This is a genomic window from Streptomyces puniciscabiei (assembly GCF_006715785.1).
GTDB classification, from domain to species: domain Bacteria; phylum Actinomycetota; class Actinomycetes; order Streptomycetales; family Streptomycetaceae; genus Streptomyces; species Streptomyces puniciscabiei.
In genome coordinates, this window is sequence record NZ_VFNX01000001.1 from 6366623 (window position 1) to 6382192 (window position 15570).

A 15570-nucleotide genomic window follows, 5' to 3' on the forward strand; every position below is an offset into this window, starting at 1 on the left:
GCGCGGAGGCCGCTGCCGATTCCCGTCCCGGACGCTGTTCCCCACGACGGTCTGCTCGCCCCGTTCGTGTCAGCGTTCGAGGACGAGGGCGAGGCCCTGGCCCACGCCGATGCAGAGGGTGGCCACGCCCGTGCCGGAGCCGCGGCGGGCGAGCTGGTGGGCGACGGTGCCGGCGAGGCGGGCGCCGGAGGCGCCGAGGGGGTGGCCGAGCGCGATGGCACCGCCCTGCGGGTTGAGGATCGCCGGGTCCAACTCTGGCCATTCGGCGAGGCAGCCAAGGACCTGGGCGGCGAAGGCCTCGTTCAGCTCCAGTACGTCGATGTCGGCGAAGGTCCGGGCGGCCTTGGCCAGGGCCCGGCCGACGGCCTCGACGGGGGCGAGGCCGAAGTAGTCGGGGTCGATCGCGGAGACTCCGGTCGCGCAGACGCGTGCCAGCGGCTCGCGGCCGATGGCCTTCACACCCTCCTCGTCGGCCAGCAGCAGGGCGGCGGCGCCGTCGTTGAGGGGGGAGGCGTTGCCGGCGGTGACCGTGCCCTGCTCACGGAAGGACGGCTTGAGCCTTGCCATCGCCGCGAGGGAGGCGTTCGGGCGTACGCACTCGTCGGCCGCGAACAGCTGGGGGTCGCCGTTGCGCTGGGGGACCGGGACGGGCACCAACTCGGCGTCGAACAGGCCCTGTTCCTGGGCGGCTGCGGCCTTCTGGTGGCTGTGCAGGGCGAACTCGTCCTGCTGCTCACGGCCGATTTTGTGCTTCTCGGCGATCAGCTCGGCCGACTCCCCGAGAGGGATGGTCCATTGCGGGTTCATCGCCGGGTTCACCATGCGCCAGCCCAGCGTGGTGGAGTACAGCTCGGCGTGGGCGGCCGGGAACGGTCTGTCGTTCTTGGGCAGGACGTAGGGGGCGCGGGTCATGGACTCCACGCCGCCGGCGATGGCGACGGAGGCGTCGCCGACAGCGATGGCGCGGGTGGCCTGGATGACGGCTTCGAGTCCGGAGGCGCACAGCCGGTTGACCGTCGCCCCGGGCACGCTGGTGGGCAGGCCGGCGAGCAGGGCGGCCATGCGGGCCACGTTGCGGTTCTCCTCGCCGGCGCCGTTGGCGTTGCCGAGGTACACGTCCTCGATGCGCGCAGGATCCAACCGAGGTAGACGGGAGAGGAGTTCGCGGATGGCGTGGGCAGCCAGGTCGTCGGGGCGCACCGAGGCCAGGCCGCCGTTGTAGCGCCCGATCGGCGTGCGCACGGCGTCGACGATGTAGACGGGGTTCACAGCAGGCCCTCCGTGACGGTCAGCTTGGCGTCGGTCTTGGCGATGATCTCCTCGACGTCGACGGAAGGTGCGCGCTCGACCAGCACGAGCCCCTCGTCGGTGACGTCGAGGACACCGAGATCGGTGATGATCCGGTTCACGCAGTGCTTCCCGGTCAGCGGCAGCGTGCACGCGGTGCGGATCTTCGGCGAGCCGTCCTTGGCTGTGTGCGTCATGACGACGATGACCGTGCGGGCGCCGTGGACCAGGTCCATCGCACCGCCGATCCCCGTGATCATCTTTCCGGGGATCGCCCAGTTCGCCAGGTCCCCCTGCTCGGAGACCTGCATGGCACCCAGCACCGCGACGTCGATGTGTCCGCCGCGGATCATCGCGAAGGACAGTGCGGAGTCGAAGAAGGAGGCGCCGGGCAGGACCGTGACGGTCTCCTTCCCGGCGTTGATCAGGTCCGGGTCGACCTCGTCCGCACCCGGGTAGGGGCCGGTGCCCAGGATGCCGTTCTCCGACTCGAGGATCACCTCCACCCCTGGCGGCAGGTAGGTGGGGATCAGCGTGGGCAGGCCGATACCGAGATTGACGTACTGGCCGTCGCGCAGCTCACGCGCGGAGCGGGCGGCCATCTCCTCACGAGTCCAGGCCATCAGCTGGTCACCGTCCGCCGCTCGATCTTCTTGTCCGCCGCCTGCTGCGGGGTGAGGGCCAACACCCGCTGGACGAAGATGCCGGGCAGGTGCACCGCGTCCGGGTCGATCTCGCCGGGCTCGACCAGCTCCTCCACCTCCGCGATCGTGAGCCTGCCGGCCATGGCCGCGAGGGGGTTGAAGTTGCGGGCGGACTTGCTGAACACCAGGTTTCCGTGCCGGTCGCCCTGCGCCGCCCGCACCAGCGCGAAGTCGGTGCGGATGCCGCGTTCGAGCACGTACTCGGTGCCGTCGAAGACCCGCACCTCCTTGGCCGGCGAGGCCAGTGCGACCCCGCCGGAGCCGTCGTAGCGCCAGGGCAGGCCGCCCTCGGCGACCTGCGTGCCCACCCCCGCCGGGGTGTAAAAGGCGGGGATGCCCGCGCCGCCGGCGCGCAGCCGTTCGGCGAGCGTGCCCTGCGGGATCAGCTCCACCTCCAGCTCACCGGACAGGTACTGCCGCGCGAACTCCTTGTTCGCCCCGACATACGATCCTGTCACCCGTCCGATCCGGCCCGCCGAGAGCAGTACCGCCAGGCCCGAATCCATTGCCCCGCAGTTGTTCGAGACGACCGACAGCCCGCCGACGCCTCGCTCGAACAGGGCCTGGATCAGCACGTTCGGCACACCACTCAATCCGAACCCGCCCACGGCCAACGACGCTCCATCCGGCACATCCGCCACGGCCTCCAGGGCCGTATTGACCAATTTCCCCATATTTTTCGGATCTCCAGATGCTCGCGTGAATTCTGTGTCCATCGCGGAGTGTTTTACGCCGCCGACATGTCCGCCCGATGTGCATTCAGCCTGCCGGGGCCGTCCGCTGAGACCTGGTTCCACGGTCCGATGCCACGGCGCGCTTGGCCATCCCGCAGATCGGCGATATCGGCTGCGATTCAAGGGCTGTGCCGTCGGCCGCTCTCGCACGAATCGGGTATTTCACATTCCTGCGGGAACGAGATGCTGACGTGACAGGCGGGCGACCCCGTACGCCACCAGCGCGAGCCCGAGCACCTGGAGGGTCAGCCACCAGCCACCACGCAGTCTTTCCCCGTAGAGGGTGACGCCGAGCGCCAGGCTCACCAGGGTGTCCCCGAGGGTCAGGGCAGGCTGGGAGGCGACCAGCGGTCCGGACTGCATGGCGTTCTCCAGCAGGAACAGGGCGCACACGCCGAGGGCTGCGAACGCATAGGTCTGCCATGTGGTGAAGAAGGCACCCATACCCCGGCGGCCGAGGGCGGCGGTCGAGGACTTCATGAGCGCGGCGGTGAGGGAGTAGGAGACGGCGGCGGCCAGGCCCATGCACGCGGCGCGCGCCGCGCCGTTGGGCAGCCTGACCGCGACGCTGCACAGCACCACCACGGCGAGCAGGCAGCAGGTCAGTACGGCTGTCCACCGGGCCGCGGGGATCCCGAGAGTGCCACCGGTCGGCGCGGCCGCGAACAACGCCAGGCCCAGGCCGCCCCCGATACTGCCGACGGGCACCCAGCCGGCCCGGGGCAACAGGCGCCCGAAGACGATGCTCGCCAGCAGCAGCACGAACGGCAACTCCAGCATGAAGAGCGGCTGTACGACCGCCAGGGCGCCGGTGGCCAGCGCGGCGCCCTGGAAGATCGCCGAGAGGACGACCCCACCTATGCCGAGCAGCCAGACCGGTGTGCGCAGCAGGTCCCACATCAGGCCGATGCGCAGACCGCTGGACTGCGGGACGACGGTGGCGGCCCGGCGCTGCATCACGGTTCCCAGTGCGTTGGTTGCCGCTGCGAGCAGAGCGAAGATCGGCGACAGCACGGTCAACATCGTGGTCTCCTGTCCCGGGATCGCTGTGATCGATGATCGATCGATCGTGGGTGTGGGTCAGTGCTCTGCGAGAAGGTGCATCAGTTGGGCGTCCAGCTCGACATGCACGTGCTCGGTGCCGGGTGACACCACCGCATCGGTGCGTTGCAGGAACTCCGTCACCGCCGGCCAGGGGAACATGAGGTCCGCCCGTCCCGCGGGCGGCGTGAGGACGATCTGCACCATGTGCTGTCCCTGGTGCCAAGCAGGGCGCAGGCGGACGTCGCCGATACCGACTGGCTGGAGCAGCCCCTCTCTCAGGAGCTCACGGGCGAAGAACCACTCGACCGCCCGGTCACCGCCGAGGCGGAAGGTCGCACGGACCGCGTAGGGATCGTCGGGACGATAGCCCAGTCGCGTGGACACGGGCACCGCCGAGCCGTCCGCCATGACGAGGAGTGCACACAGCTCGGCATCGACGGCACCGGTGCTGGGTCTCGGCATCTCTTCCTCACTCACTCGGTACGGGAGTCGAGCCCTCCGGCCCGGGGCTGTCCCGGACACCGGGCCGGAGGGCTGTCAACGGGTGTTCCATGCGCTCTTGGAACACCGCTGCCCCCTGCGTGCATCCCGCCTTCCGCCGCCGGCCCGGGTGACCTCGCTCACCAGCCCGTGGTGCGGACCCACTGCCTCGAACGTGACCCGCCGGGACGAGACGGTGCTCCTGGGCATAGCCCTCCAGCAGCGAGCGCAGCCGTCGGTGACCTCGGTGCAGTCGGGACAGCACGGTGCCGACGGGAGTCTGCATGATGTCGGCGATCTCACGGGTGGTGAAGCCCTCGACGTCGAAGAGGTACACCGCCGTCCGGAAGTCTTCCGGGACGGCTTGCAGCGCCGCCTTGACGTCCGAGTCGGGCAGGTGGTCGAGCGCCTCGGCCTCGGCGGAGCGCAGTCCCGACGAGGTGTGCGAGGCCGCGCGGGCGATCTGCCAGTCCTCGATCGCCGTCGTGTCGTCGCGTTGCGGCCGCCTGCGTTGACTGCGGCGGTAGTTGAGGAACGTGGTGGTGAGGATGCGGTACAGCCAGGCCCTGAGATTCGTGCCCTCGCGGAACTGGTGGAACGAGGCGTAGGCCCGGGCGTACGTCTCCTGGAGCAGGTCCTCGGCGTCGGTCGGACTGCCGGTGATCCGCACGGCGGCCGCGAAAAGCCGGTCACGGTGCACCAATGCCGGTTCGAAGCGGGCCTGCATGTCGTGGTCCGCCACGGCCTTCGCGTCCTCATCGGCATTCCCCGTCGCCGCCGGACTCAGCGGGATCTCGGGGTCGGCCTCGCGGTCGGGTCCGGTTCCGGTCATGGTGCCTCCTGGGGTGGGGACGACGGCCGGATCTCAGCCGTCGATCAGGTGCGCGCCGGACCGGTCCGCACCTGGTCCGGGAGACGCACGGAAAGCGGCCGTATTCCTGGGTTCGGCGCCCCCCGACCTGAACCCTCGCCGCTCGTGAATGCGGACCCCTCGGACGCCGTTCCGGTGACCTCGACCGGCATCTCCGCCTGACAGAGGTCCGGATCCACGATCCAGTCCCTGCACACCCACCGCATCGCGCAGACGAGTGATGTCCGTCGAGAGCCGGAGGCCCCGGGCTCGGAGCCTGTCGCACGAACGAGGTATTTCAACGCCGGTGCCCGTTATCCCTCGCGGATTACGTTGACCCCTGTCATTCAGGCATCGAAAGTCTTGGTTCCAAGCAGACGGCGGGACTGGGGAATTCTCATGAAGACATTCGTGCATCGGGGACAGATCACCAAGGTGGTCTTCGGCAGCGGTACGCGCAGCCGTATCCCTGAAGAGGCTGATGCCCTCGGATGCCGTCGGGTGCTCATCCTGTGCACACCCGGTCAAGCGGGCCAGGCAGCGGAGGTACAGGAGGTACTGGGTACGGCGGCGGTGGGAACCTTCATGGAAGCGGCTCCGCACACCCCCGTCGAGGTCACGGAGAAGGCGGTCGCGTATGCCAGAACCGTGGCAGCGGACTCGGTGCTCGCCATCGGCGGTGGCTCGACGATCGGCCTCGGCAAGGCGATCGCCCTGCGGACCGGGCTGCCACAGCTGGCGCTGCCCACCACGTACGCCGGCTCGGAGATGACGCCGATCCTCGGAGAGACCGAAGGGCGCCGGAAGACGACCCGCCGACTGCCGGAAGTGCTGCCGAAGACCGTGGTGTACGACGTCGACCTGACGTTCACGTTTCCCGCGGCGGCATCGGTGGGCAGCGGCATCAACGCGATGGCGCACGCGGTGGAGGCCCTCTACGCACAGGACCGGGACCCGCTCGCCTTCCTGATGGCCGGTGAAGCGCTCGAATCCCTCATCCGCTCCCTCCCGGTCGTCGCACAACGTCCGGACGACCGCGAGGCGCGGGCCGACGCCCTGTACGGGGCGTGGCTGGCGGGCACGTGCCTCGGTACGGTCGGCATGGCCCTGCACCACAAGGTGTGCCACGTCCTGGGCGGCACGTTCGGGCTTCCGCACGCCGAAACCCACACGGTCGTGCTGCCGCACGTCGTCGCCTACAACGCACCGGCGGCGCCCGAGGCCATGGCACGCATCGCAAGGGCGCTGTCGGCGGCCGACGCCGCGAAGGGACTCTTCGACTTCGCGGGGCGGCTTGCCGCCCCCAGGGCACTGCGGGACCTCGGCATGCCGGAATCGGGCATCGAGCAGGCGGCCGAACTCATCGTGCGCGACGGCTACTGGAACCCGCGACCAGTCGAACGGACGGCGCTACGCGCCCTCCTGACCCGCGCCTGGGCCGGACAGCCGCCGCGCACATCACCCGGCGACGGACATCCCCGGACCGAGTCCGCGGTCCACCACTCCACCACCACGGGAGCGCGTCATGCGTGATCTGACCAGCGACACCATCACCGAGGCCGTGATCTCGACCATGCGGGACACCAAGGACTCACGCGTCGCCGAGATCCTGGAATCACTGGTGCGTCACCTGCACGCCTTCGTCCGCGACGTCGAACTGACGCAGGACGAATGGGCCCGGGGAGTCGACTTCCTGACGCGCACCGGGCAGACGTGCACCCCGACACGTCAGGAGTTCATCCTGCTGTCCGACGTGCTCGGAGTCACCATGCTGGTCGACGCCCTGACCAACCGACGCCCCAGCCAGGCCACGCAGAACAGCGTGCTGGGTCCGTACTTCAGGGAGGACAGGCCGCAGCAGGCCGACGCCGCCGACATCTCCGGGGGTCTGTCCGGGACCCCGCTGTTCTTCGAGGGACGGGTCGTGGACCACGAGGGAGCGCCGGTGGCCGACGCGGCGGTGGACGTCTGGCACAGCGACTCGGACGGCCACTACGACATGGAGGTGCCCGGCCTGGACGAGCCGGCCATGCGCGCGCTGTTCCGCACCGACGAGACGGGGCACTTCGCTTTCCGTTCCATCCGCCCGTCCAGCTACCCGATACCCGGTGACGGCCCGGTCGGCGAACTCATGAGCGCGACCAGCAGGTCGCTCATGCGTCCCGCCCATGTGCACCTGCTGATCGAAGCGCCGGGATTCCAGCGCGTGACCACCATGCTCTTCCCTTCGGACGACCCGCACCTGGACACCGATCCGGTGTTCGGCGTCAAGGAGTCGCTGGTCGACCGCTACGACACCTACCCGGCCGAGGCCGGGCCCTGCCGGGGCATGGCCGACGTGCCGTACACCCTGCTGCGCCACACCTTCGTCCTCGAACCCTGCGTCACGGACTGATCCTCACGGCGTCACCACGACGGGAGCCGGTCATCCACGAGGACGGCCGACGTCGAACACTCCATCACACCGCGGGGTTCAGCCCCGAATTCACGGAGGTCCTCAAATGAGTGAAACCCTTGATGTCGTCTTCGGGTTCCGAGCCACGATGAGCCGGCTCGCCACGGGTGTCAGCGTGATCACCACATGCTCGGGCAGCACGCCCATCGGCATGACGGCGAGCGCCGTATCCGCGCTGTCGCTGGAGCCGCTCCAACTGCTCGTGTGCATCGGCAATCAGCTCTACACGCGGACCGCGATCGCGGAGCACGGTCGCTTCGCCGTCAACGTCCTCGGCGAGGACAGCGAGCACCTCGCGCGGAACTTCGCCGTTTCCAAGCCGGACAAGTTCGCGGGTGTGGAGACCATCGACGACCACGGCGTGCCGGTGCTGAAGGACGCCATCGCGGCTGTCGTCTGCGACGTCGCCGCGGCGCTGCCCGGCGGCGATCACACCATATTCGTGGGCGACGTCCGTCACTTCGAACACCGGATGGAAGGCCGGCCGCTGGTCCACTTCGGCGGAGACTTCGGCACGCTCAGGCCCCCCTGCTAGCGCGGCTGACAGGGGCCCGACGAAGGCTGCCGTATCCCTGCCCGGTCCACTACGGCCCCCGGCGTCCGGCTCCTGCAGGCGAGCCACGGGCGCCGGGGGCTTTACCAGTCCTTTCGACTCCACCGAAGGTGCCATGACCAGTTCCGTGCCGACCTTCAAGCTGCGTCCTGGGGACCAGCCTCCGCACCAGCTGACCCGCCCCCGGCTGCTGCGCCGGCTGGACGCGTCGACCGAGCCCGTGGTGGTGGTCTCCGCGCCCGCCGGTGCCGGAAAGACGGTGCTCCTGACCGAGTGGTCGCGAAGCCTTGCAACTCGGGGCGCGTGCGCCTGGCTCAGCCTGGACGCGTACGACAACGCCCCGGGCCGGCTCTGGGCCGGCATCCTGCGGGCGTTGCAGCACGTACGGCCGGAACTGCCCGTCCGCCCCCACAGCGGCGAGTGGACACTCGACGCGTGGCTCGAGGAGATCCTCCCGAGCCTCGTGAGCGGACTGGACGGACAGGGACCGCTCGCGCTGATCCTCGACGGAGTGGAATCGATCGCGGACGTCGATGCGGTCCGCAGCCTTTCGGATTTCCTGACAAGGCTTCCGCAGGGCTTTCGCGTCGTTCTGTCGACCCGTCACGTTCCGGGTGGACCCGTACCCACCCTGCGCGCCCGGGGCGCGATCGCCGAACTCGACCGGCACGACCTGGCCTTCACCCCCGAGGAGGCACAGGCCGTGCTCACCGATCTGCTCGGGTCCGCTCCGGCCCCGGACACGTTGAGCGCGGTGTACGAGACCACCGAGGGGTGGGCGGCGGCGCTGTGCATCATGGGCCGTACCCTCGCTCGCTCGTCGGACGACGCCGACACGGCGGCCGACCTGGCCCGCGGCAGGCGAGCGGTCACCGAGTACCTGGCCACCGAGGTGCTCCACCGGCTCACCACCGAACAGCGCGAGTTCCTGCTCCGCACCAGTGTGCTCGACGAGTTGAGTGCCGGGCCGTGCCGGGCCCTCGCCGGGGACCGCGCGGGCGTACTGCTGCGCGAGCTTGCACGGACCGTCCAACTGCTCGTGCCCGTAGCCGCCGATCCCTCGGCATACCGGCGTCACCGCGCACTGTCCGCGCTGCTCTGCGACCTCCTCGGATCCGAAGGGCGCGAGACCGCCGTGTCGTTGCACAGGACGGCGGCTCGGTGGTACTCACGGCAGGGCGAGACGACCGCGGCCGTACGGCACTGGGTGCGCGGCGGTGACGAGGCCGCCGCCGTCGCGTCGATACTCCACGACTGGGAACAGGCGATCTCGGCAGGCCGCGGTCGGGAGGTCAGGCAATGGCTGGAGCTCTTGCCGCTCCGCACGGTCGCCGCCGACGCAAGACTGTGCGTCGTGGCGGCGATGGCGGCCCTGTCGGGGGGTGCTCCGGAAACGGCCCGGCGCTGGCTGGACGTGGTCCGGCTCAGGGGGCCGGGAGCGGAGAAGGTCGGCGAAGGCAGCACGGTGTCCGATGCGGCGGCCGTCGCCCGGGCCGTGGCCTGCTGGCTGCAGGGGGAGGTCCTGACCGGCGACCGTCTCGCCGAAACCGTCCTCGCCGGCACCGTCCCGTTGACTTCCTGGCGTGCCCTGGCCTGTACGGCCCGCGGTACCGCTCTGCTGTGGACCTCCCGGTACGAGGAGGCCGAGGTGCTGCTCGGCGAGGCGACCCGTGACGCGCATGCCGCCGGGCACGGCCTGACGCTCGTCCGCGCGCTGGGGCTGCGGGCGCTGTGCGCCCTGCTGGCCGGACGCCATGAGCCGGCGCGCATGCTGAGCGACGAAGCCCTGGACGCGGCCGGGACGGCCGGGCTGGAGCGGCACTTCGTCGCGGCGCCCGCCTACATCGGCAGGGCCGGCCTGCTCCTCGATGAGGGACGGGCCGACGAGGCCGAACGGACCCTGGCCGATGCGGAAGCGGCGCTGGCGGACTCGTCCAGGACAGGCAGCGAACCCCAGATGCACGCCTTGTATCACGGCACACGGGCACGACTTGCCACTGCGCGACGCAACGCGGACGCCGCGCGGGAAGCCCGTGAGGCGGCCGAGCGGGCAGCGGCCCGGTGCGAGTCACCAGGAGTGCTCACGGATCTGCTCGGGGGAGTCGGGGAGGACACCGTCGTGCCGCTCGTCGTGTCCGGCCCCCAGGAGCTGTCGCTCGGCGAGCGCCGGGTGCTCCGCGCCCTGTGCGGTCCGCTGACACTGCGTGAGATCGCCGCCGAGTTCTATGTGTCCCACAACACCGTCAAGACACAGGTACGGGCGGTCTTCCGTAAACTCGGTGCGCACGACCGGAGCGCAGCGGTCGCCAGGGCCCGGGAGTGCGGCATGCTCTGACCCGGGCCCCGGCATCCTGCTACGAGGCGTTCTGACGAGAGGCGTCCTGGCGTCGGGCGTAGTCCGCCTGGGCCAGGTACGCGGTCCCCTGCTCCCCGTCGTTGCTCACGCTCTCGATGCCGCAGACCTTGCGCGCGAGGTCCGCCATGCTGCCGGTGGGGGACATCTCGGCACGTTTCATCGTGAGGCTTCGGATGGCCAGCAGGGGCGTGCCGTTGAAGTTCTCGAAGGTGCTGATGCGGTCGCCCCAGTCGGAGAGGAACATGTCGCGGATCACGCGGCTGATCTTCAGCCGGTCGTGCGGCCTGCCGACCGGCCCGGTCTGCAACGCCGCCAGCCAGGGCCGCAGTTCGGGCCGGTCCCACTGCCCCTCGGTGGGATAGATGAGCGCGGCACGACCGGACAGGTCGATGAGCTCGTGGGTCAGGTCGGTGATGTGCTCGATGTAGTACGCCCGCCCGAAGTCGAACATCAGGACGTTCGGCTTGTAGATGCCGCCGGGAGTGAAGAAGCCTTCGTCCTCCGAGGCGATCACATGCGCCTTGAGCGTCTGGAGGAAGCCGGCGAACCGGGCGATCCGCGCCTGGACGGGCGGCAGTTGGTAGGTGCCGATGTGCTCGGTGATCAGCAGGGCCAGACCGAGCATCAGCTCGGCCTTGACCATGGCACGCACCAGCGAGTGGTAGTGCAACCAGTCGAAGACGCGCTGCGGGTACAGCGAGGCGTGCTCGGGGTTGCCGATGTGGAAGACCCGGTTCCAGGGGATGAGCACGTCCTCGAACACGATGATGCTGTCCAGCTCGTCACCCTGCGAGGCGAGCGGGTGCTCCACCTCCTCGCCGTCTCGGACGTTGCTCTCGCGGCAGATGATGGTGACCCCGGGGGTGTTGGGCTTCACCGCCCCGTAGATGATCTGCTCCGACACGATGCCGGGGCGGTAGAAGACGCCGATGTGGATCCAGTCCCCGAAGGCCGCGCCGGTGCTGATCGACTTCACACCCCGCACGGTGATGCCCTCGTCCGAGGTGGCGACCACCCGCAGTGCGGGGGAGATGGCCTGTGCCGAATCGCGGGAGCGGTCCGCCTGCGGGTCGACGAAGGCCGGCGTCGCGTTGAGGTCGCCGTCCCGCATCACGTTCCAGAAGTCGAGGATCCCACCGGTGAGGTCCCGCCCGTCGGTCCCGACGGACTGGCTGCTCCAGGGTTCGGGGTCGTCGACGTAGGTCAGCAGGACGTAGTTGTTGACGTCCGGCGTGCGCGGGATCGCACCGCCGCCCAGTTCCCGCTGCACCGTCTCCAGGTAGCGCCGCTTGCGCAACAGGTCCTCCTTGGAGCGGTGCTGGAACCATGTCATGGACCGCCGGACACCGTCCTCGTCCAGGAACGTCATGACGTCCTGGAGGTCGGGACGGTGGTGCAGGTCGTAGAAGTCCGCGATGCTCCGGGCGTACGCCCTGGTCTTGGGGTGCGTGGACACGTCGTCGACGAGTTCGTCACCCACCCACACCGTGCGGCCGTCGTTCAGTGCCGCGAGGTATTCCTTGCCTGTACGCACGTCGTGCTCCTCTCGGGGGCAAGAGATCTGGACGCCCCGAAGGATGTGTCGTGGCGGGGTGAGCGGACGGCACGGAACCGGCAATCACCCGGGTGAAAGCGCCGGGCACACATGAACCGGCGTTGAGGGCGATGTGGCCGTGCGGCATGCTGGCCCCATGCGCAGCACAGACCCCGTGGGTGACCGGCCCGGTGGGCGTGGGCACCGGGCCGTGAACGGCCTGCGCCTCAGGGGACGGAGCCGCGAGATGGCTGCCGTCCGTGAGGCGCTGGACGCGGTGCGTGGCGGGCGGGGTGCCTGCGTCGTCGTGGAAGGCGCACCCGGCGTCGGCAAGAGCCGGCTGCTGTCGGAGCTGGACGAGATGGCACGGCGGTCCGGGTTCGACGTGGTGTCCGTACGGGCCGACGAGCTCGACCAGTACGCCGCCGGAGCCGCCCTGCAGTCCGCCCTGCAGTTCCCCGACGGTTCCGAACGAGCGGCCGCGGCCACCGACGATCAGCGGCTGTGGCTGCTGGACAGCATCACGGACGCTCTCGAGGAGCGTGCCCAGCGCGCCCCGGTGGCCGTGCTGGTGGACGATGCGCAGTGGGCGGATCCGGCCACGCTCCTGGTGCTGCGCACCCTGCCCCGGCGACTGGCGGCTTCGCGGATCCTGTGGGTGCTGGCGGTACGGTCGGAGACCGAGCGGCCGACCGTGCGAGGGTGCGGGAGGACCTCGAACGCCTCGGAGCCCGGTGGCTGACCCTCGGTCCCCTGCCGCAGCAGGAGCTGCAGCACATCGCGGCCGACGTCCTCGGGGCGAAACCGTCACCCGGTCTGGCCCGGCTCCTGGGGGGCGTCGGGGGCAATCCGTTCCTGGCGATCGAACTGGTGCGCGCCTTCGTCGACACGGACGCCGTCAAAGTGGAGGCGGGCGTGGCGAGCCTGCTGCACGACGGCATCCCCGTCGGCTTCCGGCGGAGCGTCGCCGCGCGTCTGGACCGGCTCCCGGAGGATGCCGTGCGCCTCCTCCAGACCGGGTCCGTCCTCGGCCGGGAGTTCGACCTCGGTACGGCCGCCCGCATGCTCGGCAGGCAGGTCGGCAGCCTGCTGTCGGGCGTCGAGGCGGCCCTGAACGCCGGTCTGCTCTCCGGCGACGGGCCGCGACTGGCGTTCCGCCACGACCTCATGCGGCAGGCCGTCCACGAGAATCTGGCGCCGGCCGTACGGACCGCTCTGCACCGGGAGGCCGCCGACATTCTGCGGGGCAACGGGGCACGATCGGCCGAGGTGGCCTGGCACGTCGTCCTGTCGGGCGGCCCGGTCGACGACGACGCCGTGACCACATTGGCCACCGCGGTACGGGAACTGTCCTCGTCGGCCCCTGACGCGGCTGCGGACCTGGCTCAGCAGATCGCCGGACTGCTGCCCCTGCACGACCGGCGGCGCATCGCCCTGCTGACCGACGCCGCGGAGTACCTCGGCCGGACCCGCCGGGTGCACCAGGCGCTCGACCTGGTCGACGCGACCCTGTCGGACCGGCTGGAGCCGGTGCAGGAGGCGCGTCTGCGGCTGGTGGCTGCCGAGATCCACCAGGCCGCGGGCGACGATGCCGCAGCGATGACACACCTCCAGCAGGCTCTGGTCCTTCCCGGGCTGCCGACCGACCTGCGAATCAGGCTGCTGAAGACCAAGGCGACGGGCCACGTGTACCTCGGGGACATCACCGCTGCCGAGCAGACCGACATCGGACTGGTCGAGGCCTCCTACCGCAGCGAGGACCCGGCCGTCGTCGTCAGCGCCATGGTGTTCCAGTCGCAGACGTTCTTCTACCGTGGGCGCCTGGCCCGCGCCCTTGAGCTCGCCGAGGAGGCCACGGCACGCGCCGCCGGCACGGAGTCCGGCGTACTCTACCTGCGGCCTCCGCGGATTCCCGCGCTGTGGCTGGCCACGGTGCTGACCGCCACCGACCGGCTCGCGGACACCGAGCGGGTGCTGCGGGAGGGGCAGCGCGAAGCAGAGACGCTGGGCCTGGGCTGGTCGCTTCCCCACTGGCATGCGAGCCGTGCCTGCGCGCTGTTCGAACAGGGGGCGCTGGACGACGCGGCCGTGGAGGCCGAGTCCAGTCTGATGGTGGCCGACGAACTCGAGATCACCCAGCCGAATCCGCAGGCCCGCTCCGTCCTGGCATTGGTGGAGATCAGACGCGGTGACCTCGCCAAAGCCAGGGACCATCTCCGCGCCGCCGAAGCCGGATCCGGCACGAGCACCCAACGGTTCGGCCTGTGGGTGTCGCTCGCACGCGCCTGCCTGGCCGACGCGGAGGGCCGGGACACCGCAGCGGCAGCGGCGATGGGCGGCAGCTTCACGGACGCCGAGCCGGCACGCCTGCTTGCGGTGCCGCCGTCCCACTGGCCCGGGATCGTGCGCATGGCGCTCCGCGGCAAGGACCCCTCGCTCGCGCAGGCCGTGTCCGGCGCATTGCGCACCCTGGCCGCACAGGACGGCGGCCAGCAGATCGTCGGGACAGTCCGTGCCCATGTGGACGGCCTGCTCCACCACGACCGGGGCGCACTGGCGTCGGCCGTCACCGGTTACCGGAGCACCGGCAGGCGGCTGGCCCTGGCCGCGGTCTGCGAGGACCTCGGGGACCGCGTGGCCGCGTCGGGCGACAGCACGTCGGCGATCCCGTATTTCGAAGAGGCGGGTGAGCTGGCGTCGGCATGCGGAGCCCTGCGCGATCACGAACGGATCATGCGGCGCCTCAGACAGTTCGGCGTGCGCACAGCTGCCCCACGGCACCACACGACCGGCGCGGCGGGATGGGAGAGCCTGACCGAATCCGAGCGGAAGCTCATCCCGCTCGTCGTGGAGGGCCTCACCAACCGGGCCATCGCCGACCGGCTCTACGTGTCCGTGCACACCGTCAACACGCATATGAAGCACATCTTCACCAAGCTCGGCATCAACACACGAGTCGAACTGACCCGGCTGGCGATCGAACGGGGCGGCATCGCCGACGGGGCGGACTGAGCGATGCCTGCGGCGGGGCGCGGCGGCGAGATCCCGTGAATGGGCGATGCAGGCGGCTGACGTACGGGTGATCCTGCTCGCGACGGCGCCACAGGCACGGTGCCGACAGCGATCCGATCACATGCGGACGGCTGAGCCCGGAGACCGACCGGGTCGTTCCCCTGGCGCAGACCGGTCCGCGTACCAGGCGCTCGAGAAGGAGTACCGGTGTGGGAGGACTATTCCCGGTGTCGCGGATGGATGGTCAACCGCGGCCCGGGTCGGTCGGCACCGGCGCGGTCGCCGGACGCGGATACCGCGGCCGGCTCCGTGCAGCCGTGGCCGCGAGCGCGGCGCCGCACGGATACACCCTGGCGCTGTGGACCGCCACCGCCGTGACGTCGTCCGATCGGGGCGCCCCAGGGACGGCCGAAGTCCTGGCACTCCTCGCCGGTGCGACGCTCGCCTTCGTCGGGCTGGGTGCCGTCGCGTACGGTGGCTCCCCCATGAAGCCGGAGAGGTCCGCCCCGGCCGGCACGTGGATATGGGCCGCCTTCCACCTGCCCATGGCGGCTCTCGCTG

At 70.4% G+C, this 15570-nt stretch carries 13 protein-coding genes; 6 read left to right on the plus strand and 7 right to left on the minus strand.

All coding sequences use genetic code 11. The features are described from left to right. Window positions 1–69 precede the first annotated feature (69 nt). The 6 genes from FB563_RS29545 to FB563_RS29570 form a co-directional block, all read right to left on the minus strand. Complete coding sequence (locus FB563_RS29545) at window positions 70–1269, minus strand: thiolase family protein (RefSeq protein WP_055704907.1); 1200 nt, start codon at window positions 1267–1269, stop codon at window positions 70–72. Then, window positions 1266–1910, minus strand: a complete 645-nt coding sequence (locus tag FB563_RS29550; protein WP_055704908.1) for a CoA transferase subunit B — start codon at window positions 1908–1910, stop codon at window positions 1266–1268. The genes FB563_RS29545 and FB563_RS29550 overlap by 4 nt, the downstream gene beginning before the upstream one ends. Then, the gene (locus FB563_RS29555; RefSeq protein ID WP_055704909.1) at window positions 1910–2665 is read right to left on the minus strand and encodes a CoA transferase subunit A; all 756 of its coding nucleotides are present in this window, start codon (window positions 2663–2665) and stop codon (window positions 1910–1912) included. Before FB563_RS29555 ends, FB563_RS29550 begins: the two co-directional genes overlap by 1 nt. Window positions 2666–2887: 222 nt before the next feature. After that, the gene (locus FB563_RS29560) at window positions 2888–3748 is read right to left on the minus strand and encodes a DMT family transporter (protein ID WP_055704910.1); all 861 of its coding nucleotides are present in this window, start codon (window positions 3746–3748) and stop codon (window positions 2888–2890) included. 57 nt (window positions 3749–3805) lie between these two features. Then, window positions 3806–4231 carry an SsgA family sporulation/cell division regulator gene (locus tag FB563_RS29565; protein ID WP_055704911.1) on the minus strand — a complete coding sequence of 142 codons (426 nt, stop codon included), beginning with the start codon at window positions 4229–4231 and terminating at the stop codon, window positions 3806–3808. Window positions 4232–4238: 7 nt separating this feature from the next. Next, window positions 4239–5081 (minus strand): sigma-70 family RNA polymerase sigma factor, encoded by an 843-nt coding sequence (locus FB563_RS29570; RefSeq protein ID WP_079048621.1) that lies wholly within the window; start codon window positions 5079–5081, stop codon window positions 4239–4241. Between the two features lie 417 nt (window positions 5082–5498). On the opposite strand from FB563_RS29570, the gene FB563_RS29575 reads away from it, so the two are divergent. The 4 genes from FB563_RS29575 to FB563_RS29590 all read left to right on the plus strand — a co-directional run bounded on the left by FB563_RS29575 (window position 5499) and on the right by FB563_RS29590 (window position 10442). Next, on the plus strand, window positions 5499–6632 hold the full coding sequence (locus FB563_RS29575; protein WP_079048622.1) for a maleylacetate reductase: 1134 nt from the start codon (window positions 5499–5501) through the stop codon (window positions 6630–6632). Further along, window positions 6625–7494, plus strand: coding sequence for a dioxygenase family protein (locus tag FB563_RS29580; RefSeq protein WP_055704912.1), 870 nt, complete (start codon window positions 6625–6627; stop codon window positions 7492–7494). The genes FB563_RS29575 and FB563_RS29580 overlap by 8 nt, the downstream gene beginning before the upstream one ends. A 106-nt stretch (window positions 7495–7600) precedes the next feature. After that, window positions 7601–8089: a flavin reductase family protein gene (locus tag FB563_RS29585; RefSeq protein WP_079048623.1), complete on the plus strand. Its 489-nt coding sequence runs from the start codon at window positions 7601–7603 to the stop codon at window positions 8087–8089. 133 nt (window positions 8090–8222) lie between these two features. Then, window positions 8223–10442, plus strand: a complete 2220-nt coding sequence (locus FB563_RS29590; protein WP_055704914.1) for a LuxR family transcriptional regulator — start codon at window positions 8223–8225, stop codon at window positions 10440–10442. Window positions 10443–10461: 19 nt separating this feature from the next. Here the strand turns inward: FB563_RS29590 and FB563_RS29595 are convergent, their stop codons facing one another. Next, entirely contained in the window at window positions 10462–11997 is a 1536-nt protein-coding gene (locus FB563_RS29595) for a 4-hydroxyphenylacetate 3-hydroxylase family protein (RefSeq protein WP_055704915.1), read from the minus strand. 157 nt (window positions 11998–12154) lie between these two features. Here FB563_RS29595 and FB563_RS29600 point away from each other — a divergent pair, with 157 nt between their 5' ends. Continuing rightward, the gene (locus FB563_RS29600; RefSeq protein WP_079048624.1) at window positions 12155–12739 is read left to right on the plus strand and encodes an ATP-binding protein; all 585 of its coding nucleotides are present in this window, start codon (window positions 12155–12157) and stop codon (window positions 12737–12739) included. After that, entirely contained in the window at window positions 12700–15009 is a 2310-nt protein-coding gene (locus FB563_RS43125) for a helix-turn-helix transcriptional regulator (protein WP_055704917.1), read from the plus strand. The genes FB563_RS29600 and FB563_RS43125 overlap by 40 nt, the downstream gene beginning before the upstream one ends. Window positions 15010–15570: the final 561 nt, after the last annotated feature.